Source organism: Streptomyces sp. NBC_00425, from assembly GCF_036030735.1.
Lineage (GTDB): Bacteria > Actinomycetota > Actinomycetes > Streptomycetales > Streptomycetaceae > Streptomyces.
Window position 1 is genome coordinate 9,374,568 of sequence record NZ_CP107928.1, and the last position, 22,935, is coordinate 9,397,502.

21 protein-coding genes are annotated in these 22,935 nt (G+C 70.5%); 12 read left to right on the plus strand and 9 right to left on the minus strand.

What is annotated here, in order from left to right; translation table 11 throughout:
• Positions 1-14: 14 nt before the first annotated feature.
• Positions 15-548 carry a hypothetical protein gene (locus OHS82_RS41455; protein ID WP_242433068.1) on the minus strand — a complete coding sequence of 178 codons (534 nt, stop codon included), beginning with the start codon at positions 546-548 and terminating at the stop codon, positions 15-17.
• A 413-nt stretch (positions 549-961) separates the two neighbouring features.
• On the opposite strand from OHS82_RS41455, the gene OHS82_RS41460 reads away from it, so the two are divergent.
• The 3 genes from OHS82_RS41460 (at position 962) to OHS82_RS41470 (ending at position 3,238) form a co-directional block, all read left to right on the plus strand.
• On the plus strand, positions 962-1,372 hold the full coding sequence (locus tag OHS82_RS41460; protein ID WP_057577269.1) for a VOC family protein: 411 nt from the start codon (positions 962-964) through the stop codon (positions 1,370-1,372).
• A 113-nt stretch (positions 1,373-1,485) separates the two neighbouring features.
• Positions 1,486-2,250, plus strand: coding sequence for an SDR family oxidoreductase (locus OHS82_RS41465; RefSeq protein ID WP_328436172.1), 765 nt, complete (start codon positions 1,486-1,488; stop codon positions 2,248-2,250).
• A 175-nt stretch (positions 2,251-2,425) separates the two neighbouring features.
• A complete protein-coding gene (locus OHS82_RS41470; protein ID WP_328435804.1) occupies positions 2,426-3,238 on the plus strand; it encodes an ATP-grasp domain-containing protein in 813 nt (270 codons plus the stop codon).
• A 228-nt stretch (positions 3,239-3,466) separates the two neighbouring features.
• Here OHS82_RS41470 and OHS82_RS41475 read toward each other — a convergent pair whose 3' ends face one another.
• Complete coding sequence (locus tag OHS82_RS41475; RefSeq protein ID WP_057577272.1) at positions 3,467-3,880, minus strand: TraR/DksA family transcriptional regulator; 414 nt, start codon at positions 3,878-3,880, stop codon at positions 3,467-3,469.
• Between the two features lie 258 nt (positions 3,881-4,138).
• On the opposite strand from OHS82_RS41475, the gene OHS82_RS41480 reads away from it, so the two are divergent.
• Entirely contained in the window at positions 4,139-5,257 is a 1,119-nt protein-coding gene (locus tag OHS82_RS41480) for a TolB family protein (protein ID WP_057577273.1), read from the plus strand.
• 83 nt (positions 5,258-5,340) lie between these two features.
• Here OHS82_RS41480 and OHS82_RS41485 read toward each other — a convergent pair whose 3' ends face one another.
• On the minus strand, positions 5,341-5,835 hold the full coding sequence (locus OHS82_RS41485; RefSeq protein WP_328435807.1) for a lamin tail domain-containing protein: 495 nt from the start codon (positions 5,833-5,835) through the stop codon (positions 5,341-5,343).
• A gap of 306 nt (positions 5,836-6,141) precedes the next feature.
• On the opposite strand from OHS82_RS41485, the gene OHS82_RS41490 reads away from it, so the two are divergent.
• The 3 genes from OHS82_RS41490 to OHS82_RS41500 all read left to right on the plus strand — a co-directional run bounded on the left by OHS82_RS41490 (position 6,142) and on the right by OHS82_RS41500 (position 10,342).
• Positions 6,142-6,594 carry a DUF1569 domain-containing protein gene (locus OHS82_RS41490; protein WP_057577275.1) on the plus strand — a complete coding sequence of 151 codons (453 nt, stop codon included), beginning with the start codon at positions 6,142-6,144 and terminating at the stop codon, positions 6,592-6,594.
• 394 nt (positions 6,595-6,988) lie between these two features.
• A complete protein-coding gene (locus OHS82_RS41495) occupies positions 6,989-8,512 on the plus strand; it encodes an ABC transporter substrate-binding protein (RefSeq protein ID WP_057577276.1) in 1,524 nt (507 codons plus the stop codon).
• A complete protein-coding gene (locus OHS82_RS41500; RefSeq protein ID WP_328435810.1) occupies positions 8,513-10,342 on the plus strand; it encodes an ABC transporter permease subunit in 1,830 nt (609 codons plus the stop codon).
• A 68-nt stretch (positions 10,343-10,410) separates the two neighbouring features.
• Here OHS82_RS41500 and OHS82_RS41505 read toward each other — a convergent pair whose 3' ends face one another.
• Positions 10,411-11,133: a hypothetical protein gene (locus OHS82_RS41505; protein WP_328435812.1), complete on the minus strand. Its 723-nt coding sequence runs from the start codon at positions 11,131-11,133 to the stop codon at positions 10,411-10,413.
• Positions 11,134-11,377: 244 nt separating this feature from the next.
• Between OHS82_RS41505 and OHS82_RS41510 the strand changes: the two genes are divergently transcribed.
• Both OHS82_RS41510 and OHS82_RS41515 read left to right on the plus strand, forming a co-directional pair.
• Entirely contained in the window at positions 11,378-11,698 is a 321-nt protein-coding gene (locus tag OHS82_RS41510; RefSeq protein WP_328435814.1) for a hypothetical protein, read from the plus strand.
• 318 nt (positions 11,699-12,016) lie between these two features.
• Positions 12,017-12,937: a hypothetical protein gene (locus OHS82_RS41515; RefSeq protein ID WP_328435816.1), complete on the plus strand. Its 921-nt coding sequence runs from the start codon at positions 12,017-12,019 to the stop codon at positions 12,935-12,937.
• Positions 12,938-13,047: 110 nt separating this feature from the next.
• Here the strand turns inward: OHS82_RS41515 and OHS82_RS41520 are convergent, their stop codons facing one another.
• Entirely contained in the window at positions 13,048-13,482 is a 435-nt protein-coding gene (locus OHS82_RS41520) for an RICIN domain-containing protein (RefSeq protein ID WP_328435818.1), read from the minus strand.
• A gap of 283 nt (positions 13,483-13,765) precedes the next feature.
• Positions 13,766-14,632 carry an AraC family transcriptional regulator gene (locus OHS82_RS41525; RefSeq protein WP_079041124.1) on the minus strand — a complete coding sequence of 289 codons (867 nt, stop codon included), beginning with the start codon at positions 14,630-14,632 and terminating at the stop codon, positions 13,766-13,768.
• Between the two features lie 72 nt (positions 14,633-14,704).
• Here OHS82_RS41525 and OHS82_RS41530 point away from each other — a divergent pair, with 72 nt between their 5' ends.
• On the plus strand, positions 14,705-15,523 hold the full coding sequence (locus OHS82_RS41530) for a phytanoyl-CoA dioxygenase family protein (protein WP_328435821.1): 819 nt from the start codon (positions 14,705-14,707) through the stop codon (positions 15,521-15,523).
• On the plus strand, positions 15,520-15,801 hold the full coding sequence (locus tag OHS82_RS41535; RefSeq protein ID WP_057577283.1) for a hypothetical protein: 282 nt from the start codon (positions 15,520-15,522) through the stop codon (positions 15,799-15,801). The genes OHS82_RS41530 and OHS82_RS41535 overlap by 4 nt, the downstream gene beginning before the upstream one ends.
• Positions 15,802-15,842: 41 nt before the next feature.
• On the opposite strand, the gene OHS82_RS41540 is transcribed toward OHS82_RS41535, so the two are convergent.
• Complete coding sequence (locus tag OHS82_RS41540) at positions 15,843-17,183, minus strand: glycoside hydrolase family 6 protein (protein ID WP_328435824.1); 1,341 nt, start codon at positions 17,181-17,183, stop codon at positions 15,843-15,845.
• A gap of 116 nt (positions 17,184-17,299) precedes the next feature.
• On the minus strand, positions 17,300-18,265 hold the full coding sequence (locus OHS82_RS41545) for a glycoside hydrolase family 6 protein (RefSeq protein WP_057577285.1): 966 nt from the start codon (positions 18,263-18,265) through the stop codon (positions 17,300-17,302).
• A 384-nt stretch (positions 18,266-18,649) separates the two neighbouring features.
• Between OHS82_RS41545 and OHS82_RS41550 the strand changes: the two genes are divergently transcribed.
• A complete protein-coding gene (locus tag OHS82_RS41550; RefSeq protein ID WP_328435827.1) occupies positions 18,650-19,663 on the plus strand; it encodes a LacI family DNA-binding transcriptional regulator in 1,014 nt (337 codons plus the stop codon).
• A 259-nt stretch (positions 19,664-19,922) separates the two neighbouring features.
• Here OHS82_RS41550 and OHS82_RS41555 read toward each other — a convergent pair whose 3' ends face one another.
• Complete coding sequence (locus OHS82_RS41555) at positions 19,923-22,718, minus strand: DNRLRE domain-containing protein (protein WP_328435829.1); 2,796 nt, start codon at positions 22,716-22,718, stop codon at positions 19,923-19,925.
• Positions 22,719-22,935 lie beyond the last annotated feature (217 nt).

Genomic DNA, 22,935 nt, shown 5'->3' on the forward strand with positions numbered 1-22,935 from the left:
GGTGCGGTCAGTGGTCAGTCGTGCCGGCAGGCCTCGCGCTTGAACTCGGCGAGGGGGACGGTGGCGGTGGACTCCACGCCGTCGTCGGAGATGCTCTGGTAAAGGACCCTGCCCGGGGTGAGTCCATCACGGTCGGTCAGCGTGAAGGTGACGCTCCTGGACGACCATGAGTTGTCCTCGGTCCACCCGTAGAGGGCGTAGCGGGTGCCGGCGGTCAGTCGAGCGAGGGGAGTGGTCGCGGTCCAGCCGGCGGCGGGAGGATCCAGAGGCCACGTGGTGAGACCGGCGTGCAGAGGGCTGTCAACTGTCCATGAGCCGACCGTCGCCTCCTCGTCGGGATCGGCGTCGGCGACGTAGAGCGTCGCGCCGTCGATCCGATGCCCGCAGACCGCCATGACACCGAGCAGACGGCCGTCGTCGGTCACGGAGATGCCGGCGACGGCATCGACGGGCACCGTGCACCCCGAGACGCCGGCCAGGGCCACTCCGGCCGCAACGGCCGCGAGGAGGCGGCGAGTCCTCCGCCGCGGCGACGTGGTCGACGTCATGAGAACCCCCTCGTAACGGGGAGTCTTTTCCCCTCTTCCGCCAGCACCGCACGTACCCGACAGACTCCCATGTGCTGTCCGGCGGCGAGCACGTTTTTCGTCGCCGGAACCGTCGTACCCGGGGCCGGGAGCGGCGTGAAGGCCGGCTCGGCGAGGTCGTCGAAGAGACGCTCTCCCGCGCCGAGGACGGCGGGCACGAGGTGGGGGACCAGTTCGCCGGCCTGCCCAACCGGTTTCGACCCGCACTGTTCCACGCAGCACCTCGCACGGGGTTCGCCGGAACATGTGCCGTCGGAGAAGAGCCCGGCAGGGGATGGCGTCGGTGCGGCGAGCTTCGGCGGACCTGTTGGCTGCGGGCACTAGCCTGGCCATCTGCTGACCGACCGCCTCACAGCGTCGAAGGAGTCACCCGCATGGAGATCGTGTCGTCACGGAAGATCACCACGTTTCTGATGTTCGAGGGGAACGCCGAGGACGCGATGACCTTCTACATCTCGCTGTTCGACGATGCCGAGGTGGTCAGCATCAGTCGCTACGGAGCCGAGGGTCCCGGCAAGGAAGGCAGTGTGCAGCACGCGACGTTCTCGCTCGCCGGTGAGCAGTTCATGTGCATCGACAGCCCTGTGCAGCACGACTTCACCTTCACGCCCGCCGTCTCGCTCTTCGTCCAGTGTCAGGACGAAGCCGAGTTGGACCGCCTCTTCGCGGCCCTGGCCGAGCAAGGCGCCGTGCTGATGCCGCTGGGGGACTATGGCTTCAGCCCCAAGTTCGGCTGGGTCAACGACCGGTTCGGCGTCTCCTGGCAGCTGAACCTGCCCGCCTGAGCAGTCCTCTCGAGCCGACCGATGCGATGATCTTGCTTGCCCGAATACCGGTTGCCGAGTCCCTGCCGTGGGCCGAACGATGACACCTTGTGACGACCACAGAAACCCAGCCCATGCCCCGCACCGCCCGGCCGATCGCGTTGGTGACAGGAGTCGGCCGCTCCATCGGGATCGGCGCGGCCGTCGCCCGCCGGTTGGCCCGGGCCGGCTGGAACGTCGCGTTCACGTACTGGACGCCGTACGACGCGCGAATGTCCTGGGGCGCAGAGGCGGGCGCCGCGGACACCATCGCCAAGTCCCTGGCGGACGAGGGCGCCGAGACGGCGGCCGTCGAGGCGGACCTCGCCGACCCGGACACTCCGGAACGTGTCTTCGACGAGGTCCGGCGCCGCCTCGGCGACGTCACGGCTCTCGTGATGTGCCACTGCGAGTCGGTCGACTCGGGCCTGCTCGACACCACCCTGGAGAGCTTCGACCGCCACTTCGCGGTGAACGCGCGCGCCACCTGGCTGCTGATCCGCGAGCACGGTCGTCGCTTCCAGGGCGCTCACGGAACGGGACGTGTGATCAGCCTCACCAGTGACCACACCGTCGGCAACCTGCCCTACGGAGCCAGCAAGGGGGCGCTGGACCGCATCACACTGGCCGCCGCCCACGAACTCGCCTCTCTCGGGATCACCGCCAACGTGATCAACCCGGGGCCGGTGGACACCGGGTGGATGTCCGACGACATTCGGGACCATGTGCTGCGCCGGACGCCGCTGGGACGGCTGGGCAACCCGCAGGACACCGCCCACCTCGTCGAGTTCCTGTGCTCACCGCAGGGGCAGTGGATCAACGGGCAGCTGCTGAAGAGCAACGGCGGATTCGCCCACTGACCCCGGGATCCCCGACACGGACGCCTGCCACGGTGATCCGCCTGCCGAACCGGTCGGACAACAGCCACCCATGCCGGTGACGGCGTGCGGGACCCAGCGGCCGGCCAGTCGACCCCGAGGTGTGGACGCGAAAGGAGTGGACTGTTCGGCCGGATCGGTGCCATCGTCAGCGATCGTGACGGAGCATGACTTCCTGGCGTTGGCGCCGCAATACACCACGACATCCGAGCTGCTCTCGAGTTCGGCGCGTCGGCGCGGGATGGACGTGGAAGTGCTTCCCGCCCACGCAGATGTGGGCACCGCCATCGCGAGGGGTGGTGGTCACTACTTCGGCGGCCCCGCTTTCGCGGCACGCGTCGTGGACACCCTCGACGTCGCACTCCTGGAACCGTCTGACGACTGGCTGGCCACGTTGCCCTACGCGTACACGGGACGGCGCATCGCCATGGCCACCCTGGGCGAGGCGCGATCCCTGTCCCGACCGGCTTTCGTCAAGCCGCCGAGTGCCAAGACCTTCCCGGCCGCCGTCTACTCCAGCGGTAAGGGCCTCCCGACGGGGCCGGAGCTGTCGGCGGACGTGCCGGTCCAGATCAGCGACGTGGTGACCTGGGCAGCCGAGTTTCGCCTGTACATCCTGGACGGCGAGGTCCGCACGGGTTCGCAGTACGCGACCTTCGGCCGTCTCGACGCCGAGCGCCTGCACGGGCACCGCTACGAGGACCACGTCCTGGAGTTCGCGGACGATCTGCTGGCCACGTGCGGCGGTGGCCTGCCCGGCGCGGTGGTGGTGGACGTCGGGCTCCTGGCCACACCTGAGCACGGCACCGCCGACCGGTGGGCGGTGGTCGAGGCGAACATGGCGTGGTTCAGCAACTGCTACGCCGCGGATCCTGACCGCGTCCTGGACGTCGTCCTGCGCTCAGCCGGACCCCGGACGCGGATGGCGGAGCGGGACCACCGCTTCTGCCGGGGGACGACGCCAGGGTGAGTCCAGCACCCGGGCTGCAAGTCGCTGGATGCATGGACCCGCAGGACGTACGACGACGCCGGCACCGGGACTGCCGCTGGGGCCGGGGATCGCCTGAAACACCGAGGCACGATGTGGGCCCACGACGGTGTCGGTGTGCCGGACGTCGCTTGTCGAAGCACTGGAGCGGAGTCTCGGCCTCGTCGAACGCCAGTGGTCCGCCCGGCTCGCCGCCACGGGGGGCCGGGGTCAGGCGCGCGGCGGCGACCGGCGCGGGCCGGCCCGGGCGCAGCTGACGCACGTGGTGGCCGCCGGACGTATCTCCAGGCGTTCGGGCGGAATCGTCCTGCCGCAGCTCTCGCACTGTCCGTACTGTCCCTGTTCGAGGCGTTCCAGCGCCCGGTCCAGTTCTTCCAGGTGCTCCCGCGCCTGCGCCATCAGAGCCGCGACGTGCGCCCGCTCGAAGGCGGTGGTGCCTCCCTCGGGGTCGTGCTCGTCGTCGACTGCGACCAGGGCATTCGCCGCGACGATCCCGTCGAAGTCGCGGCTCAGTGCGGCCGCACGCGCGAGGGTGTCGGCCCGGTCGGCCGCGAGGCGCGCACGCGCGCCCGAGGGGCTGGACGTACCGGGCTCGCCCTTGCTGTCGCGGGATGCATCGCCCATGCTGCGTGAACGCCGACACGGCCTTGAGCATTCCGCGGCCGGCCGCGTTCCGCGTGCTCGTGCCTCGCGGTAAGGGGTGGCCGTCGGGCGCCTCCACGGCGTGGCCGGAGAGTGTGCACGGGATGCAGCCGGTATGCAGTGACGTATCTCGTGACCTTCGTGCGACGCATTGACCCCGCAGCGTCATCGCGGTTGCATGCTTGAGGTCCTCCGGTGGGGAGCCGGAGACAGCGACCGATGTCATGGCTGGGGGAAACAATGGAATTCAAGAAGCGGAAGGCCGCCGGACGTGTGCGTGCCGTCTTAGGCGCCGTGGTCGTGGTCTGCGCGGTCACGACGGCGTTGCCGGGAGCGGTTTCGGCTGAGCCGATGACCGTGCCGGGCGCCGCGAGCGACAGCGTGGCCGGGGTCGAGCGGATCAGTGTCGCGCCCGACGGCACTGAGGGCGACGGTGACTCCGCCGGCGCCACGATCACGGCCGACGGCCTGCGTATCGCCTTCTCGTCGTCGGCGAAGAACCTGACACCCTCCAACCCGGTCACGTTCGAGAAGGTGTTCGTCCGTGACCTGCAGGCGGGCCGGACCACGCAGATGAGCACCAACACGTCTCCGATCCAGCGCCCGGTGATCAGCGGGGACGGGCAGTACGTCGCCCTGTGGGGACAGCTGTTCCGAGACACGAAGGTCCTACTGTCCCAGGTGAGCTCGGCAAGCACGATCGGCGTCAACTGCTCGGGCCTCAGCTGCAGTCAGCCCTCGCTCAGCGCGGACGGCCGCTACGTCGCCCACGTCGCCACCTTCAGCCGACCGCCGTCCCGGCAGCGCATCGAGGTGCGGGACTGGCGCGCCGACACCACGCGGACCGTCGCCGAGTTCGATCACAGCGTTCAGGCCCGCCCGTCCATCAGCGGCGACGGCCGGTTCGTCGCCTACCAGGACGGCCGGACACAGGACGTCTTCGTCTGGGACCGCACCGACAACATCTCCACCGGCCCGATCGAAGGTCCGTCCATAGCGGCCACACTCGTCCAGCTCAGCCAGGACGGCAGCAAGGTCGTCTACCTGTCGGGCTCCGACACCTACGTCCACGACGAGAGCTCGGGCACCGACCAACTGGTGCCCAACGTACGGGGCTTGGCCATCGATCCCACCGGCCGCCATCTGCTGTACGCCCCATACGACGCGAACGGACCGTCGCTCGTGCTGCGCGATTTGGAGACGGGCACCGACGAAATCGTCTCCACCCGGCCCGCCTCGGCCGGGACCGACGCGGTCAGCGCCGGCGGGCGCGAGGTGGTCTTCCATTCCACGGCCGATGACATCGTGCCCGGCGACACCAACGGCAAGTCGGACGTCTTCATCCGGCGTTTCCCCTGATCGCTGACCCTTCCGGCCCGGTGTGGAGGGAAGGGGCAGCGTCCGCGTCGTCCCGCGGGGCCAAGGGGCGACCCCGTAGGAACTCAGCCGTGGTAGTTGATGTATCCGTTGCCGTCGGCGTCGTTGGCGCGCTTGGTGTAGGAGTGGACGTCTGCCTTGGCGCCCGACGGCTTCAGCAGGTAGATGGTGTCCTTGTCGTTGTTCCAGATGAAGTTGCAGTTCTGGCGGTAGACGACGTTGCCGGCGTCGGAGCTGGTGCCCCTGCCGCCGCGCAGCTTCACGTAGTCGCCGGGCTCGAGCTTGTGGCTGGAGGCGAAGGTGAACTTGTTCCCCGTGGCGTCCTTGACCACGTAGCCCTTGAGGTCGACGGTCGCGGTGCGGGAGTAGTTCTTGATCGTCAGGTACTCGTCTTTGGTGTTGCCGCCGGAACACCGGTTGGAGTCGCTGCCGGGTGCGTCGTACTGGACGCCCTTGACCTTCAGCGCCGACGTGTACTCGGTGGCCTGGGCCGGTCCTGCGGTGATCGCGGCTATCGTGCCGGCAGCGGCGACTGTGGCCAGGGCATGGCGCATGCGCATGAGGAAATCCCCCCTCAGTGGTGCGAATGGAGCGCCTGGAGCCTACCGGAAGTGATCGACGGGTGATCCTGTCGTGTGCAAGTTGTGAAGAACGCGCGTGGGGTGGGATGCGTGGCGCGGCGCTACGCCCAGCGAGCCGCTCTCGTGACAGGGCGTCGGGCCGGTGCGCGGGCCGAGCGGCGAGGCGGCGACCTGTCGGGTGATGTGGCGACGGACGCCTGTCGCCGACGACACGGTCGGCCCCCTCGGGTCGACCGGCCAGGAGGGGCGAAGTGATTGCGGTTTGCATCACTGTAAGCTCTTGACATGCCCCCGATCGATCTCGCCCGGCTCGCCGAACGGTTGCACCAGAACCTCGGCAGGCCCGAGCGCGAGCTGCTGGCTCCGGGAAGTTCCTGGAATCTCTCCCAGACGCTGCAGCACTGTGCGCAGACCGTCCGCTACTCCGTGACCGGCTACCCCGCGCTGAAGCCCGTCCTGTTCCGGGCGACGGCGGGCGCCCTCGCCAAGAGGGTCTTCCTGCGCCGCGGCGCCATGAGGCACTCGCTCGCCGCCGAGATCGACGGAGCGCCGCCCCTGGACCCGGAACTGCCGGTGACCGAGGCCGCGGCCGGTCTTACGGAGGCGGTGGCCCTGTTCGCGAACCACACCGCAGAGCACGCCCCCCACCCCGCCTATGGGCGCTGCACGCACGACGAGTTCGCACGGCTGCACGCCATGCATCTCGCCGAGCATCTTCCCGGCCTGGCGGACGCCTGACGACTTGTCGGGCCGGGGAGCCCTGGTCGATGAACCCCTGACCGGAGGCCTCGCTCCTTCCCGATCAGGACGCACCGCCGCTCAGCTCACTCCCGCGCGTCCTGGTCGCGCTGGGGCCGGATGAGGCCCTGATCGGTCCGGACGACGCTGTCCGGCGTCCTCGATCGCCCATGGGAGCGGCGGAGTTCCTCGGCAGCGGGGTGAGCGGCGCCCCTCGCCTCTTCCCCGGCCGGCGTCACCTCGTGTGCGGCTGGGCAGCTGCACACGATCTCATAGTTGAGGGTTCACCTACCGAGGTAGATCGAGTTAGGCTTACCTAAGTACAAGTGATCGAGTTCCCGCTGCCCGCCTCAGGCGCAGGGCTCACCCCACCCTCTGCGTGACAGGACCTCCCATGCGTTCGACCCCCCGCGGCGCCTTCGTGGCCCTCGCTCTCACTCCGCTGCTCGCAGGATGTTTCGTGTCCAGCGAGCAAGGCGCGGGCGCGGGCCCGGACGGGGGACCGGGAGGACGGCTGAGAGTCGCGCTCGCCGTGCCGCCGGCCCAGGCGCTGTCCCCGTACAGCAACGACGCGACCGTGCTGAGCAAGCTCTCCGTCGCCGAAGGGCTCACCGCCCTGGACCGGAGCGGCGACGCGGCCCCCGCGCTGGCGTCGTCCTGGAAACAGACCGACCCGACCAGCTGGACCTTCGAGTTGCGCAAGGCCACCTTCCAGGACGGCACCCCGCTCACCGCCGAAGCCGTCGTCAACTCCCTCGGCCACGCTGACGCCGCACGGCCCAAGCCCCGCGTCCTCAGCGACGTCACCCTCATCGCGAAGGCCGACGACGTCGACACGCTCACCATCAGCACCAAGGCCGCCGATCCGGTGCTCCCGCTGCGTCTGGCCAGCCCGGCGCTGGCCATCCTCTCCGGCAAGGCCTACGCGAAGGACGGCACCGCCAGTCCGGTCGGCACCGGAACCGGCCCCTTCCGGATCACGAAGCTCGTCGGAAAGTCCAGGGTCACGCTCGACCGTTACGACGGCTACTGGGGCGGGAAGGCCAAGGCGTCCGGCATCGACGTGACCTGGACAGCCGACGGCACGGCCCGCGCCAACGCCCTGCGCAGCGGCGACGTGGACATCGCCGAGTGGATCCCCACGTCACAGGCGAAGCTGCTGGAGGCGAAAACCCGTCACGAGGTTTCGTCCGTACGGACCGACAGCCTCATCCTGAACACCGGCGGCGGCCTGTTCACCGACACGGCGCTGCGCGCGGCGGCCCGCCGGGCCGTGGACGGCGCCCCGCTCGTCGGCTCGGTCTTCAGCGGGTACGCCGACCCCGCGCAGGGCCTGTTCGGGCCCGCCGTCTCCTGGGCGGCCGGCAAGCGCGTCGACGTCACCGGTCGGGCGAGAGCCGCGACCGCAGCGCAGGTGAAGGCGCAGACGAAGGGCAGGACCGTGCGTCTGGCCACGTACACCAACCGCGCCGAACTGCCCGAGGCCGCGTCCGTCCTCCAGCAGCAGCTGGAGCAGGCCGGGTTCACCGTGAAGCAGGACGTACGCGAGTACACACAGATGGAGGCCGACCTCCTCGCCGGCAAGTACGACGCCCTCGTGTTCTCCCGGGTGACACTCCTCGACACCGGCGACGCGGTCGCCTACCTGGCGAGCGACTTCCTGAGCGACGGCGTGTACAACATCGCCCGTCTGAAGGACCCCAAGGTGGACCAGGCCATCAAGTCGGCCGCCGAGGAAGGCGACGTGACGAAGCGGCAGCAGAAGATCATGGCCGCCGAAGCGCAGGTTCTGCGTACCGACGCCGTCGTCCCGCTCGTCCACGAGAAGGTCGTTCAGGGCATCGCCGCCGGCGTCGAGGGCGTGCTCCTCGACCCGCGCGAGCGCTCCCTGATCGACGTCGACACCCACCTGAAGTAGATGAGTGCGACATCGCCCCGCACCGGGGCCCGCCCGTCGCGTCGGCGCGCGGGCCTCGGCCGCCTCGCAGCCGGGGGTGCGCTGCTGACGGCGGTGGCCCTGCTGCCCTGGCTGTCCGGGAACGACCCCGCGCTGACCGTCCTGCGGGCACGCTCCGCAGACCAGGACCCTTCGCCCGCCCAGCTTGCCGCGGTAAGGGAGCAACTGGGTCTGGACAAGGGGCCGTTCGCGCATCTCGCGTCGTGGCTGAGCGGTCTGCCGCGAGGCGACGCGGGCACTTCCTGGGTGTCGGGTGAGGCGGTGCTGCCCCAGGTGACGAGCGCCTTCGCGGTCTCCGTGACGCTGATGCTCGGAGCCCTCGTGGTCACGGTCGCCGTTGCCGCACTGCTCAGCGCCCGTACGCTGCACCTCGGCTCCCGGCGGCGCCTGCACCGGGCGACGGGCGCCATCGGCATCGCCGTTCTCGCCGCGTTGCCCAAGTTTCTGCTCGCCTCGCTCCTGGCCACCGTGTGCGGGGTGTGGCTGGGCTGGTTCCCCTCCAGCGGGTGGGAGGGGCCCGCGTCGATGGTGCTGCCCGCGCTCGCCCTCGGCATCCCCTCCGGGGCGATGATCGGGGGTCTGCTCGACCAGTCACTGCCCGCGGCCTTCAACGAACCATGGGCCCGTACCTGGCACGCCCACGGCTTCACGCCCCACCAGGTCGCCCGGCAGGCGCTGCGGCGCGTGGTGGCAGGGGTGCTGCCGCAGCTCCTGCCGACCGTGGTGGCACTGGTCGGTGGTGCCGTCGCCGTGGAGAAGATCTTCAACATCCCCGGGCTCGGCCGCCTCGCCCTGGACGCAGCCATCGCCCAGGACCTGCCGCCCCTGCAGACCGCGACCCTGGCCCTCATCCTGCTCGGCGTCGCTGCCGGCTTCCTCATCCATGCCCTGCGCAGAGCGCTGCTCGGCCCGGCCCTGCGGGACGGAGCCCTGCCCGCGCTGCACGCACAGGCCCTCCCACGAGGGCGCTTCACCCGGTGGGCCACTCCGGTCTGCGCCCTCGCGCTGCTCGCTCTCGTCACCGTCGGACTGTTCCGAGACCCCCTGCATGTGGACACGGCGGCCCGACTGCTCCCGCCCTCAGCCGCACACCCGTTGGGCTCGGACGCGCTCGGCCGCGATCTGCTGGCCCGCCTCGGCCACGGCGCGCTGCGGACGCTGGGCACGGCCCTCGCGGTGACCGCGGTCTGCACGCTCACCGGGCTGCTGCTCGGCATGGCGACGCAGGTCGGCGCGGGCCTGACGGAAGTGGGGTCGACGATGCCGGCGGTCCTGGCCGGCATGCTGACCACCGCGGTGACCGGCCCGTCGGCCTCGGGCGCCGCCCTGGCGGTCTGCCTGGTCGGCTGGACTCCCTACGCAGCCCAGACCGCGGCCCTGCTGGAACAGGAGCGGGCCGGCGGGCACATCCTCGCCTCCCTGTCCCTCGGCGCCGGACCGGGCCATCTCCTGCGCCGCCACCTGCTGCCCGCCGTACTGCCCCCCGTTGTGCGCAACGCCCTCCTGCGCCTGCCCACCACCGTCCTCGTACTGGCCTCCCTCGGATTCCTCGGTCTGGGCGAACAGCCGCCCACCGCCGAATGGGGCCGACTGCTGTCGGAGAACCAGTCATACGCGGAACTGGCGCCCTGGACGGTACTCGGCCCGGCCGGCGCACTCGTCCTGCTCTCCGTTCTCGCCCTCTCCGGCACGGACGCCGTGGCTGTGCGCAGCCCGGCGTCGGTCCGGCTCTCCCGTCGGCCCCGTCACAGAGCTGTACAGGGCGACATGGCCGGGCGCCGGGTGAACTGAACTTCGGGCGGCGCCTGCCGGCGCACCGGCTCGGAGGCGGGTGTGGGTCCCGGGATGCGAGGATCCGGCTACGGGCCGACATGGTGCAGCAGCGAATGCAGGAGCCCCTTCATCCCCTCCTGGGAGACGAACCGCAAGCTCGGGTCCCGGCCGTCTGGTTCCTGCTCCCACCACCGGGGCAACTCGACGTCAAGCAGGTTGTCGGCGTACCAACGGCCGAAGTCCTCGCCGTCGAGCAGAAGAACGGCCCACGGCAGCAGACGATGGACGCGCGAGGATTCCGCCTCTGACGGTGCGGGCCGGCCGGGACGTCGGAGACGGTCCTGCAGCGCGAGGAGGCGACGTTGCTCGGCGGCGCCGGCCGCGCTGACACGAGCTTTGCGGAGCGACCACGTGCCCAGCACGGCCGCTGCCGCGCACAGCAGGAGAGCCGTGGACGGGTTCCCCCTCCACAACAGGAACACACCGGCCAGTACGGCAATCGTCATGCTGGACAGCACGTAATACGGTCGGGCCGAGTAGCCGCACTCGTGGGCAGCCTTGGAAACGCTCACCCGAATCTGCGCGAGGCTGATCCTGGTACCGCGGAGGGAGGCGGGCGGACCGGATTCGCGCCGGAGCCGCAACTCACCTTCTCCGCCGAGGATCGCGTCCAGCAGGGCGGCCCGGTCCGGGGGAAGCCCCGCCGCGGACCGGGTGCCGGGACGTATCACGTAGCCGTCTTCGTACGCCGTCACTCGCAGACAGCCGTCCTCGGCGAGTGCCACGGTTTCGCTGATCACGACCGGCATCGGATTCTTGCGCCCGACCAGCCAGCCGCCGACCAGACAGCTCGACTCAGGCATCTCCGTCTCCGTGCCCGCACTATTCACCCGTCCCCCTCATGATCGCATCGACGTGGGGACGGTACCGAACCCGACGGAACGCCGGAACGGAACGCGGGAACGGAATGCGGGAACGGAACGCGGGAAGTGTCACCGGGCGTGGTGCGCTCCGCGGGGGAGTGGGCCGCAGGGTGGCCGGTACGCTCCGATCATGACGGCATCTCCAACGGCATCCCAGGCAGGCAACCGACCGACCGCACTGTGGGCCGCCTTCTGGGCCTCGCTGACGGCCGCCGTGGCGAGTTGGGCGCTGTGCTGGCTGAACGCCTACGTCGTCCATGACGATCTGCCGAACTCCTGCGGTGACCTGCGTCGGCAGACTTTCCCCCCGGAGGTGGCCTGTGCGTACGCCGACGGCACGCTCACCGGTGCGAACGCCGACTGGATCGAAGTCGTCTTCTTCGCCTCGCTCGTGGCGTTCCTGCTTCTGACAGGCATGATGCTGGCGCTCGTGGTCCTCCGCAGGAAGTGACGGCTGCGGACTGCCCGCAGCACGGACCCACGGCGGCCCGGATGCGTCCGCTGACAACCCGGCTTTCTCAGCTGAGTTCGCCGTCGAGCCGCCCGACATACGTGCGCGAATGCGTAGTTCCCCCGAGGTGGTCAAGGGGGGCGGTCCGGGAAACTCTCGGGTGTTCAGGTGAATCGGGTGATCGGTCAGGGCTCGGAGGACGGGCTCTGCGGCACACGCCGTGTTCACGGTGGGAGATGGCGGGGGATGCGGCGATGACCGCGGAAGATCGGACAGCTCTTCCTCTGCTCCCGCCAGGCCGATGACCAGGAATCGGGGGTGCCCGTAGTGGCTCTGGGGCCGAGTGCGCAGCCGAGCGTTCCGGCGCCCGACGGGAGGTGGTCGCACCTGGCGACCGGGGCGGAGCTGGCCTTCATGGCGCAGCTCGTCGTCGCGGGAGCGGTTTTCCTTGCCACGGCCGGCATGCGGGACGATCACGGCACAGGTTTCGCGGGTGGCGCCCTCGCCTGGGCACCCCGGGTGCTCTTCCTCGTGGTCCTCGCCGGGTACCTGCACTGGCTGCTGTTCACCCTGCCCGCCATGGCGCTGGCCCGGCTCCTGGCGGCTCCGCCGTGGGCGGCGCTGCGAGCGGTGCTCGGGTCCGCTGCGGTCGCTGTGGCCCACATGGCGTGGGCCGTCTCGGTGTGGGACGTCCCGGTCGGGTGGACCGCGGCCTGGATCGCGGGCACCGGGCTGCTCCCGGTGACAGCGGCCTGGTACGCGCACCGCCGGTCGCTGGGTTGGGGGGCGATGGCGTCCCGGATCGGCGCTGTCACCGGAGTGGCCCTGCTCCTCACCGCTGTCGGCGGGCTCCTCCAGGAATGGACCCGCTGGCACACGTACGAGCCGCCCCGGCTCGAGCGGGGAGGCTACGTCGGGGACTGGTTCGGCGGTGGCGGCGCGTACCGGCTGCGGCTGGGCGCGAACGGCGAAGCCGAGGGAGACAACATGCCGCTGGTCGACGAGAACGCCGGGCCGTGGGACTCGTGCTCAGGCACCGGCACATGGACTTTCGTGCCGCAGCCCGAGGCCGGCCGCCCAGCCCACGGTGGACCGCGGGACCGCATCACGCTCACGATCCCCGGTTGCGGTGCCCTCCGCGACTGGCAGGCGGCCGGCACGGTCGACCAGCCGCAACTGTTCGTCGTGAAGGGAGACCCGAGCGCCCCCTCGGTCATCACCCTGCACCGCCCCAGGTGAGAACTCCGAACAGAGTGATCAGCTCCTGTCCTCCCCCGGGGACTGCTCTGCCGAGGCCGTGCGCATGATGAGTCGGCACCTGCACACGGCCCGGGGGGATGGCCGGGGCGTCAGACTCCGACGGGCTGCCATTCCTGGTGGGAGCCGCTGCCGGCGGGCCACTGGACGACCTTGGCGCCGTCAGCGGCCGATCCGCTCTGCACGTCCGCATGCAGGCCGCTCTTGACGTTGACGAGGTGGTAGGAGCCGCTGGTGGCGGCCGGCACGAGCTTCCACCACTGGTTGCCGGCGTTGGTGTCCTGCCACTGGTCCAAGGCCGTGCCGGCGCTGGTGGAGGCGCCCGGGTTGTCGAGCACCCTGCCGCTGTGGACGTTGGACAGGCGCCCCTCGCCCTTGGCGGGGCGTCCGGTGTCGTCACCAGCCGATCGGGAGGCCGGCGACGAACGAGGTGAGCCGGTCGGCGACGACCGGTCGTCGTGCGCCGAGTAGTGCCAGTGGCAGCCCGTGAAGTCCAGTCCGGAGTCGTCGAGGAGCCAGTACCGCACCCGGGCCGCCGTCCGCCCGCGATGCATCCGCCAGGTAGCGCGGGCCCTGCGCAGCGCGGTCGTCCGTGACGTCTCCTTCGCTGGGTGCGGGAGCTCGTCCGTCGGAGCGACGGGGCGAGGGCGGCCGAGCCCTCACGGCGTCCGAGATGCCGAACGATGGTCGGCAGTCGGCGGACGAGGGTCCGTGGCGCACGGCAACCGAGCGCATCGGGACCGTCGACGAGTGAGATGAGACGCCCTGTGAGGGTCCGTCAACGCTCGGGAGGGCCCTACGAGGCCTCGATCAGGGGCCGGTGAGGTGTCCTGGCGCCTTCGGCGCCTCTGGTGCGTCTGGCGCCCCTGGCGCCTGCGATGACCCTTTCTCGCCGCCGGGGCCGGGGCGTCCGGCCGTCGCACGCACCTCGCGCGGGCTCGCGCCCAGTTCGCGACGGCAGGCCTTGTTGAAGGCCTGGAGATCGGCGATGCCCACGGCCGCGGCGACGGCGGTGACGGACAGGGTGGAGGACGCCAGCAGGTGACGGGCGCGCTGCAGGCGCCGACGCCGGATGTACGAGACGACCGTGAGGCCTGTCTCGGCACGGAACAGGCGCGTCAGGTGCGTGTGGGAGATCCCGACGGCTCGCGCTATGTCAGGCACCGACAGCGGGTCGGCCAGGTGTTCCTCGACGTGGGCCTGCGCGGCGGACACGTACGGGTGGCGGCGTCCCTCTCCCTCGCCGCTCGGCAACTCGGCGATGCGCCACAGAGCGGCCCACACTTCGGCGGTGGCCCGCGAGGGCGAGGCCGGCAGGGCCGTCACGGCACGGCGGAGCAGATCGGCCAGGCGTGCGCTCTCGGCCGCCGCGTCCTGCATCACCGGGACCGCCCGTGCCGATCCGCTCTCCCGCAGCCGCAGATGGACGTAGAGATGCTCCGACCTGCCCCGGTAGTGGAAGTGCACCTCCGTGTCCGGCGGCACCAGACTGACGTGGCCGGGACGTATGGCGTGGACGGACTGCCCCAGCGTCAGGGCGCCCTCGTAGTGGTAGAGGTGCAGCTGCCACAGGTCGGGCAGGCGGAAGACGTCGTGTGCGGTGGAGACGCCGTGCACCCCGATGCCGGCGCCCACCACGGTGGGCGGTTCGTCGAGCCAGAGCGTCGTGGTCCTCATGGGGTGGAAAATTACCAGCAGTGGACGAATTCAGCCCACGACCCAGCCGTACCGGGCGCATACGTTCGTCGCATGTCAACCAGCAAGCACCTCCTGACATCGGTTCAGGTGGCCCGCTTCGTCGCGCAGGGATTCGTGCGCCTGGACGGGGCGGTGCCGCAGGAGATCAACGAACGGGCCGTCGCGACCCTGGACGAGGGCCTGCCGCAGGTGCCCTACGGCACCCCGCTGAGCGAGGCCTTCGCCCCGGACGTCTTCGTGCACGAACTGCTCGCCCTGCCGGTCGTCGCCGGCGCGGTGGAAAGCCTGGTCGGCCCCGGCCCGACCGTCGACCACCACGCCGTGCACGTCCGCCGGCCGCACGAGGGACACGCGCAGGACCTCCACGCGGACGCGATCATCGACGTACGGCCGGACGCGTTCGACATCCAGCTCATGTACTACCCGCATGAGGTGACCGCCGCGATGGGCGGCACCCTGAGCGTGCCCGGAAGCCATCTGCGCAGGATCAACGAGACGGACATCGGACGTGTCCAGAACCTCCGGGGGCAGACGCGTCTGACCTGCCCCGCGGGGACGGTCGTCCTGCTGCACCACGGCATCTGGCACAGCGGGCGCCGCAACGACACCGCGCACCGCCGCCACATGTACAAGCTCCGCCTCAATCCCACGGTGCCGCAGGTCCGCCTCTGGGACACCTCCGACCTGCACGACCCGGCCGTCGCCGCGGAACTCTCCGCCGGTTTCCCCTGGTACGAGCAGGCCACCGCCCGACTGGAGACGTACAACCGCATCCTGCTGTGGCGGGCCCTGACCGGCGACGACCAGTTCGACGTCGAGCACTGGGTCACCCGCGTCACCAACAGGCCGACACAGAGGAGCCGGGCATGAGGCAGCAGGTCATGGTCCTTTATCTCGCCACCTCGGCGCTGGACTCCGACGTCGTCGGCTGGTCCCGGTACGACGGGACCGGCCGGACCCGCCCGACGACCGGTGACGGCGACGAGCCGCCCTACGCCACCGGGCTCGCCGCGCTGTGCGACGGGTGGCGCCTGTTTCAGGCCTCCCAGCTGCTGCCACCCCAGGCCGGTCACGAGTACGACGTCTCCTTCCTCAAACACGAGTTCTTCTTCGAGAAGCTGGAGGAAGGAGCTCGTCCCGGCGCGTGAGCGGACCGCCCTGCGGCCGGCCGCAGGGCGGTCCCGGCCGTTCAGCGGTTGAACGCGAGGCGGGGCGCCGCGTTGCGGGCCAGCGCATGCGCCTGGTCGGGCCACCAGGTGCCGGCGGGCGGGTCGACGATGCCGTACTCCGGGTCGATCGTGCCGCCGGTGTTGCGCGTGCAACTGCCGTCGGACTCGCCGGGGATCTTGATCCACAGGTAGGCGTCGACGAGGGGCACGCCCGTGGCCGCGGTGGGACGCGGCCCGAGACCCCGTCCGGGAGCGTTGCACCAGACCTCCGGGTCCCCGCTGTACTTGCCCGGCTCCGGGGCCCAGGCGCCCCGACCGTTACGGCTCGTGTCGATCACGAAGTGCTGCAGACGGCCGGCCGGCGGGGCGCCCACGTTCTGGTCGAACCAGGCGTCGGTCCACCGCCAGGTGGCGGGATCGGCGGAGTCCACGGCGTTGCCCGGGACGCCGTCGTTGGGGGCGGCCGACGAGTAGTACTGACCGGCGCACCAGTCGGTGTGGCCGCGCGCCTGCTCCGGTCCCTCGGAAGCGAACCACATGCACTTCGCCACCCAGGCGCCGTACCTGGCGTTGTGGGCGGTGGGGAGGGTGTTGGACACGTTCAGCGAGAAGCCGTCGGCGGAGCGGACCCCGGCGTCCAGGAGCCGCTGTGCCATGTCGCCGACCGGCCGCCACAGGACGTTCCCCGCGTCAAGGTAGACCGCGGTGCGCGGCCGGGCCTTGAGAGTCCTGACGGCGTACGCCACGTCGGCGATCCGGGCGGCCGTGAGCGCGCCGGTCGGGTCGGCGCCGGGGCCGCAGTCCTTCGGGAGGAGGGCCAGGCCGTCGGGTTCGACGACGACCACCGCCTGTCCGGCGCCGATGCCGGCGGCGAAGGCGTCGATCCACTGCCGGTAGGCGGCAGAGGACGCCGCTCCGCCGCTGGAGTACTGCGTGCAGTCGCGGCCGGGCACGTCGTAGGCGACCAGGACCGGCGTCCGGTGAGCCGCGCCGGCCCGGTGGACGAGCCGGCGCACCTTGGCGCGTACCTCGCCGGGCGTGCCCTCGGTGAACCATTCCGCCTGGGGCCAGCTCGCGAGCCGGGCCATGTTCGCGGCGTTCGCGAGGTCACCCCGCTTGAGGTCCACGAGGGCCTGCTGTGCGGCCTTGCCGTGCGGGTCGGCGTAGAACCTTGTGCCGGAGGTGATCGCGCCCTGCCCCGGTGCGTCCCGTGACGAAGATTGTGGCTGTGGCTGGGACTGGGACTGGGACGGGGACGGGGGCTCCGGCCGGGCCTGGGCCTGCGTCGTGGTGAGAGCGGCGCAGGCGGTGAGGGCGGCTAGGACCGCGGCCGCGCGGCGCCGCGGACGAGGTGTTGTCATGGCTGCTCCTGATCGATGGGGGATGGATGGATGGAGGGACGGGGGAGCGCCCGCGGTCCGTGGCCCGTTCGCCGGGATCGGGCCATGGGAACGGGCCACGGACCGGGGGCGGGGGATCAGTAGCCGTAGATCATCTTGTAGGCGACCTCCGGGAGGAACTGACCGGCCGAGGAGCCGCCTCCGACGCCGCAGTTGCCGTCTGACTCACCCGGGGTCTTGATCCACAGGAGCATCTCGGCGCCTCCGCCCAGCCGGGTGGAAGTGCCGATGCGGCGACCGGAGGGGTTGCACCACTGGCCGTTGGAGCCGTTGCCGTTGCGGCTGGTGTCCACGACGAACGGCTTGGTGTAGCCGTAGCGGGAGCTCAGTTCGCGGTTGACGGCATTGCCGTAGGCGGTGTTCTCGGCCGTGGTGAAGTAGTTGGAGATGTTGAGCGAGAAGCCATGGGCCTGCCGCAGACCGGCGTTGTGCAGCCGCTGGGCCATGGTCGCAGCGTCGGCCCAGCCCGGGTTGCCGGCGTCGAGGTAGACCCAGGTGTTGGGGGCCTGTCGGCTGAACTGGCTCAGGGCGCCGCTGAGCATGCCCTGCCGTTCGTTGATCTGGGCCTGGTTCATGCAGCCGTAGTCCCCGAGGGAGTCCGGTTCGAGAAGCACGACCGCCGGGCGGTTGGCGATGCCGCCGGCGAACTGCGCGATCCAGTTGGCGTACGCGGACGGCGAGGCGGCGCCGCCCGCCGAATGGCCGCCGCAGTAGTCGCGGTTGTAGACGTTGTACGCGACGAGGAGGGGCAGTTTGTCCGCACGGTCCGCCGCCCCCGCGTACGAGCCGGCGGCGGTGCCGATGGCCCCGCTCCAGGAGCCGAACCAGCGGGCGGCCGGAGTGTTGGCGAGGGAGGCGCTGATCGCGGGCGCCCGGCCGTCGCCGGGGTTGGCGGCGACCCACCGTTTCGCGCTGGCGTCGGGGTCGACGTAGAACCCGCTGGTCATGGTGGTCGGGTCGGCGGCGTGTGCCGACGGTGCGGCGGCGAGTGCCAGCGGCAGAGCGAAGAACGCTGTCACGAGGGCGCGGAGCCTGCGGCGCATGACTGAACCTCGGTTTCCTGGCGGGGATGCGTCGCACGCGCTCGTCCCGAGCATGCGACGCGCTGCGGAGGTGCGGAGGTGCGGAGGTGCGGAGGTGCTGACCCTGGGAGCGCTCCCACTGGAAGCGTTCCCAGCAGTGCGGAGAGCCTTGGGGTGTGGTCGGTATGGTGTGGCGGGGCGTCAGAACTGTCAAGCGTCAGAGCGAAAGGCGCTGGTCCCGTGCTCGTGCGGCCCGTCGCGGAGCGTCAGACGCCTTCCCAGGGCGAAGAAGAGGATCTAGAGTCCTGGAACTGGAAGCGCTTCCAGGTCCTGTCCCGACCCCGAAGGGCTCCGGTTCCCCGGTTCTCCGGCTCTTCGCGGCCATGACGGAAAGGCTCACGGTCCATGGCAGAAGCCGCGCCTCGGCGGCAGCCGACTCTCGACGAGGTGGCCGCACTCGCCGGCGTCTCCCGTTCCGTGGCCTCCCGCGCCCTCAACAACGCTCCGCACGTCAGCCGCGCCAAACGGGAGGCAGTCGAGCGGGCCGTCCGGCACCTCGGTTACGTGCCGAACCCGCGGGCCCGTGCCCTGGCCACCCGTCAGACGGGAGCGGCCGCCCTGGTCGTCTCCGGCGAGGATCCGTCGATCTTCGCGGACCCGTTCTTCGCCCAGGTGATCGTGGGGGCGTCGGCCGCCCTGGAGGAGGCCGACCTGCACCTGATGCTCTGCCTGGCCGCTTCCGACCGGGGGCGCAAGCGGGTGGAGGAGCTGTTCCGGTCCAGGGGCGCCGACGGCGTCATGCTGATGGCGCTGCGCGAGGACGATCCGCTGGCCCGGATGGCCCAGGAGGCCGCGATACCCGTCGTGTTCGGCGGACGCCCGGTCGGTCCGGCTCCGCGGTGGTACGTGGACGTCGACAACGTCGGCGGAGCGCGCGAGGCCACCGAGTACCTGCTGTCCCACGGCCGGACCCGTGTCGCCGCGATCTGCGGGCGCCTCGACACCGGGGCCGGCCGCGCCCGGTACCGCGGATACCGCGACGCCGTGCTTGCGGCCGGCCTCGAACCGTTCCCACCGCTGGAGGGGGACTTCACCGAGCCCAGCGGCGCCGCCGTCATGGCCGCCCTGCTGCGGAGCGACCCCGATGTGGACGGGGTGTTCGCCGCCAACGACAACATGGCGGCGGGGGCGCTGCGCAGCCTGCGAGGGGCCGGCCGGCTGGTCCCCGCCGACGTCGGCGTGGTGGGCTTCGACGACCTGGAGATCGCCAGGATCGCCGACCCGCCGCTCACCACCGTCCATCAGCCCATCACGGCCCTCGGTCGGGAGACGGCCCGCATGCTGGTCGCACTCCTCGACGGTCAGGACCCCACCCCGCTGATCCTGCCCACCCGACTGGTCACCCGGTCCAGCGCCTGACGGGCCGGTCGGGCCCGTCGCCGGGTCGTCTCCAGCGGCCCACGGGTGCGGGCGGCCGGGCCGCGAGATCACGCCGGCCAGGTCGATGACGGCCCAGTCATAGAAGCACACCGAAACTCATCGGCGACCGAAGGGCTCGGGGGGGCGTGCGATCCCCCAGCGCAGGACGACTGCGGAGACGGAGCAGTCGACGGTTGACACGCACGGTCGAGGCCGGCGCGTCCTTCGGGGACGTACCGGCCTCGAGTGCCTCCGGTGTCTACGGGGTCACGGTCAGCCCGGGTGCCATGTCGGCGGTCCCGTTGGCGAGCTTCCCGGAGCCGGCGGCGCCTTCGGAGCTGACGAAGCGCAGCTCGTGGTTGGTGCCCCCCGCGTTGCCGACGGCGAGCACGAGCGTGGACCGGCCCGCCGCGTAGGCGTTCTGGACGAAGGAGGTGATGTCGACGGTGACGTCGCGGCCGTCGATGGCGTTGCCCTGATGGGTTCCGCCGCCCTCGGCGATGACGGTCGAACCGAGGGTGAAGGTGGCCGACTTCGCGACGGATGAGGTCGTGGCGGTGAAGCTCGGCCGGTTCTGCCAGGTCATCGTGTTGACCGGGCAGGACGTGCCGCCGCCGGTGCAGGCGGTGTCGCTGACGGGTTGCACGAGGAGCTGGTCGGTGTCGGTCGACGGGACCGACGAGTAGCGGTGGCCGACGTAGGTGAGATGGAGCGTCGCCTGGCTCGGTGCCCTGGTGAGGCTGCTGAGCGGGAACTGGATGTAGGAGAGCTTTCCGTCGCCGGATCCGGTGGTGTACTGCTCGCCCATCAGGCCGACCCCGGTGTTGCGGGTGATGAGGGTCAGGTCCGAGGAGTTGTTCCTGGTCTGGTCGCCGGTCCACGCGCCCACCCAGGTGTCGCCGCTGGTGAGGGCGCCGGCCCTGACGTTCCGGGTCTGGCCGTTCGGGTCCGTGAAGGTGGACGTCAGCGTGCTGATCCCGCTCGGCGCCAGCGGGAACTGACTGCTGTATTCGACGAGCTGGTCTGCGACGCGGAGGTTGTTCAGCGTCACGTTCGTGGCGCCGTTCAACGGGCTGCTGTTCGGCTTCTGCTGCGAGAACCACACGTTGTCGAGCTTGAAGGTGCTGATCGGGGTCCTGGTGTACGTGTACGTGGCGCCCGACCCGTCAGGGTTGGGGGCGAGCCCGTAGGTCGCCTGGTCTTCGGCGGTGATGGTCTGGGTGGATCCGTTGCCGCCGTTGAGCCTGATCGGTCCCGACGTGTACCGGGAGGTGTCGAACGAGCTGTTCTTGATCACGATGCTCGAGATGCGCGGGTACGGTTTGGGGCTGTTCTGCGTGAAGATGCCGCCGGCCCCCTGCGAGAGGGAGTTGAAATTGTCGAACGTGTAGTTGTTGAGCTTGTATCCCCACGAACTCCATCCGATTCGGATCGAGTTGCCGGCACCGGCGGACCAGTTCAACGTGTTGCTGACCGAGATGTTCTTCGAGTCCGCGTTGTCCCAGTGGTAGTTGTCGAACCCGAGGTCGTCGGCGACGGCGTCGTGGGCGCCCACCGCGTTGGCATAGCCCTGGACGTCGGGAGTGGAGGTGCCGAGCTGGAAGTTGCCCCACACGCCGGAGGCCAGCGGGGTGAATCCGTCGCTGGGGTTGTAGTGGCCGGAGGCGAACGCGTCGTCGTTGCCGAGGGTGAAGACGCCGTTGGCGGTGATGTCCTGGCCGCTCGCGAAGTCCGTCCCGTCGATCCACGGCTGGGGGTACGGGGTGAGGGCCTTGATGTTGTTGAACGTCACCCTGTTGGCGCTGTGGGTCTCGTAGTTCCACTGCTTCGCGTCACGCTCGTAGGTGTCGTTGAACGTGATGTCCGACGAGTGCATGACCATGACGCCGCCCTGGTGCTGACTGCGGTAGGCGTCGTGCGAGTCACTGCGGTAGTTCGCCACGCCGTTGGCGTCGAAGACGCCGCGGCCGTCGATTTCGATGTTGCTCGAGTTGATGATCCCGACCGCCGGCTCGAACGCCTCCATGTACCCCTGGATGCGGTTCTTGAGCAGGGCCCCTTCGTCGGTGTAGATCTTCAGTTTGCCGCCCTTGAGCTTGCTGCCGTCCACACCGTTGACCAGGAGACCGGACCACAGGTACGTGCCGTTCGGGAAGTAGAGCGTGTTGAGCGCCGTGGGGTTGGCTTTGATGGTGCCGATGGCGGCCCGCAGGGCGTACGTGACGTCGTCGGCGGCCATGACCCGCACATTCGGGTACCGCACATTGACGCTGCTCGCGCTCACCAGGGTCCCGGCCGAGGTTTGCTGACCGGCGGGGATGGCGGTGCCGTTGACGGTCTTGCCGGCCATGGAGCTCGTCGTCGCGGCGGGAGCCTGCTGAGCCGTGCTGTTCGGGTGCGCCGCGAGGTACTTCGCGGCGAACTCCTGGAAGTTGAGGACGCCGGTCTGCAGGTTGACGCCGGAACCGTCCGATGCGCTCGTGGTGTTCGGACGCTGCGCCGGGTCTTCCAGAGGGTCGTTGATGACCGCCAGGTAGGGCTGTCCCGTCACGCTGGTCGAGTCGCCGTTGACCATCACGATCGCTTGGTTCAACCCGGCGTCGGCTGACATCTGGAACGTCAGGGTGTGCTTGTCCGTGCTCACCGAGACGCTGCCGGGCGGGTAGTAGCGCGCCGGGTAGACGTTCACCGTGTCGATCGTGGTGCTGGGCAGCGTGACCGTGATCGTCGGTGTCCGGGAGTCCGACGCGAAGCGCGCGATGTCGAAGTTGTTGCGGTTCGCGGTGTACCGCACGGTCTGGACGGGCGTGCCGGCGACCTGCACCTGGTACTTGGTGGACGCCTGGTCCGGGGACGTCGTCGTACCGCCTCCCACGCCCGTCGGCGCGTACGTGTGGACGGTGGTGGCGGCTTGTGCGGGGACGGTGCCGGTGAGCATGAGGCTCGCCGCCGCAATGGTGACGCCGGCAGCGGCCGCGATGATGCGTTTCACGCGCGAGCTGCGTCGCGCCGGGGCGCGGTTCGGGTCGGCGTCGTCGCCGGCCGGTCGGATCATGCCTGTCTCTCCTCAGGACGAGACCTTTCCAGGTCTGTTCAGGCGCTCCCCGTCTGCAGGAGACGGCGCGGAGCGCGATGCCGCGGCCGGGCCGCGGCCGGACCGCAGCCCTTGGGGCCGTCGCGGCCGAGAGGACCAAACCGACGCACCGAGCGCGGGGGCGCGAGGTGACGTCGAGTGTTGTGACGCGCGGTGGGCCAGGGTGACACCCACCACA

Coding starts and splice junctions, on each gene's coding strand:
- OHS82_RS41455 (WP_242433068.1), bottom strand. CDS start 548: ATGACGTCGACCACGTCGCCGCGGCGGAGGACTCGCCGCCTCCTCGCG.
- OHS82_RS41460 (WP_057577269.1), top strand. CDS start 962: ATGGAGATCGTGTCGTCACGGAAGATCACCACGTTTCTGATGTTCGAG.
- OHS82_RS41480 (WP_057577273.1), top strand. CDS start 4,139: ATGGAATTCAAGAAGCGGAAGGCCGCCGGACGTGTGCGTGCCGTCTTA.
- OHS82_RS41525 (WP_079041124.1), bottom strand. CDS start 14,632: ATGAGGACCACGACGCTCTGGCTCGACGAACCGCCCACCGTGGTGGGC.
- OHS82_RS41550 (WP_328435827.1), top strand. CDS start 18,650: ATGGCAGAAGCCGCGCCTCGGCGGCAGCCGACTCTCGACGAGGTGGCC.
- OHS82_RS41490 (WP_057577275.1), top strand. CDS start 6,142: ATGCCCCCGATCGATCTCGCCCGGCTCGCCGAACGGTTGCACCAGAAC.
- OHS82_RS41465 (WP_328436172.1), top strand. CDS start 1,486: ATGCCCCGCACCGCCCGGCCGATCGCGTTGGTGACAGGAGTCGGCCGC.
- OHS82_RS41540 (WP_328435824.1), bottom strand. CDS start 17,183: ATGACAACACCTCGTCCGCGGCGCCGCGCGGCCGCGGTCCTAGCCGCC.
- OHS82_RS41475 (WP_057577272.1), bottom strand. CDS start 3,880: ATGGGCGATGCATCCCGCGACAGCAAGGGCGAGCCCGGTACGTCCAGC.
- OHS82_RS41510 (WP_328435814.1), top strand. CDS start 11,378: ATGACGGCATCTCCAACGGCATCCCAGGCAGGCAACCGACCGACCGCA.
- OHS82_RS41495 (WP_057577276.1), top strand. CDS start 6,989: ATGCGTTCGACCCCCCGCGGCGCCTTCGTGGCCCTCGCTCTCACTCCG.
- OHS82_RS41505 (WP_328435812.1), bottom strand. CDS start 11,133: ATGCCGGTCGTGATCAGCGAAACCGTGGCACTCGCCGAGGACGGCTGT.
- OHS82_RS41530 (WP_328435821.1), top strand. CDS start 14,705: ATGTCAACCAGCAAGCACCTCCTGACATCGGTTCAGGTGGCCCGCTTC.
- OHS82_RS41500 (WP_328435810.1), top strand. CDS start 8,513: ATGAGTGCGACATCGCCCCGCACCGGGGCCCGCCCGTCGCGTCGGCGC.
- OHS82_RS41545 (WP_057577285.1), bottom strand. CDS start 18,265: ATGCGCCGCAGGCTCCGCGCCCTCGTGACAGCGTTCTTCGCTCTGCCG.
- OHS82_RS41485 (WP_328435807.1), bottom strand. CDS start 5,835: ATGCGCATGCGCCATGCCCTGGCCACAGTCGCCGCTGCCGGCACGATA.
- OHS82_RS41555 (WP_328435829.1), bottom strand. CDS start 22,718: ATGATCCGACCGGCCGGCGACGACGCCGACCCGAACCGCGCCCCGGCG.
- OHS82_RS41535 (WP_057577283.1), top strand. CDS start 15,520: ATGAGGCAGCAGGTCATGGTCCTTTATCTCGCCACCTCGGCGCTGGAC.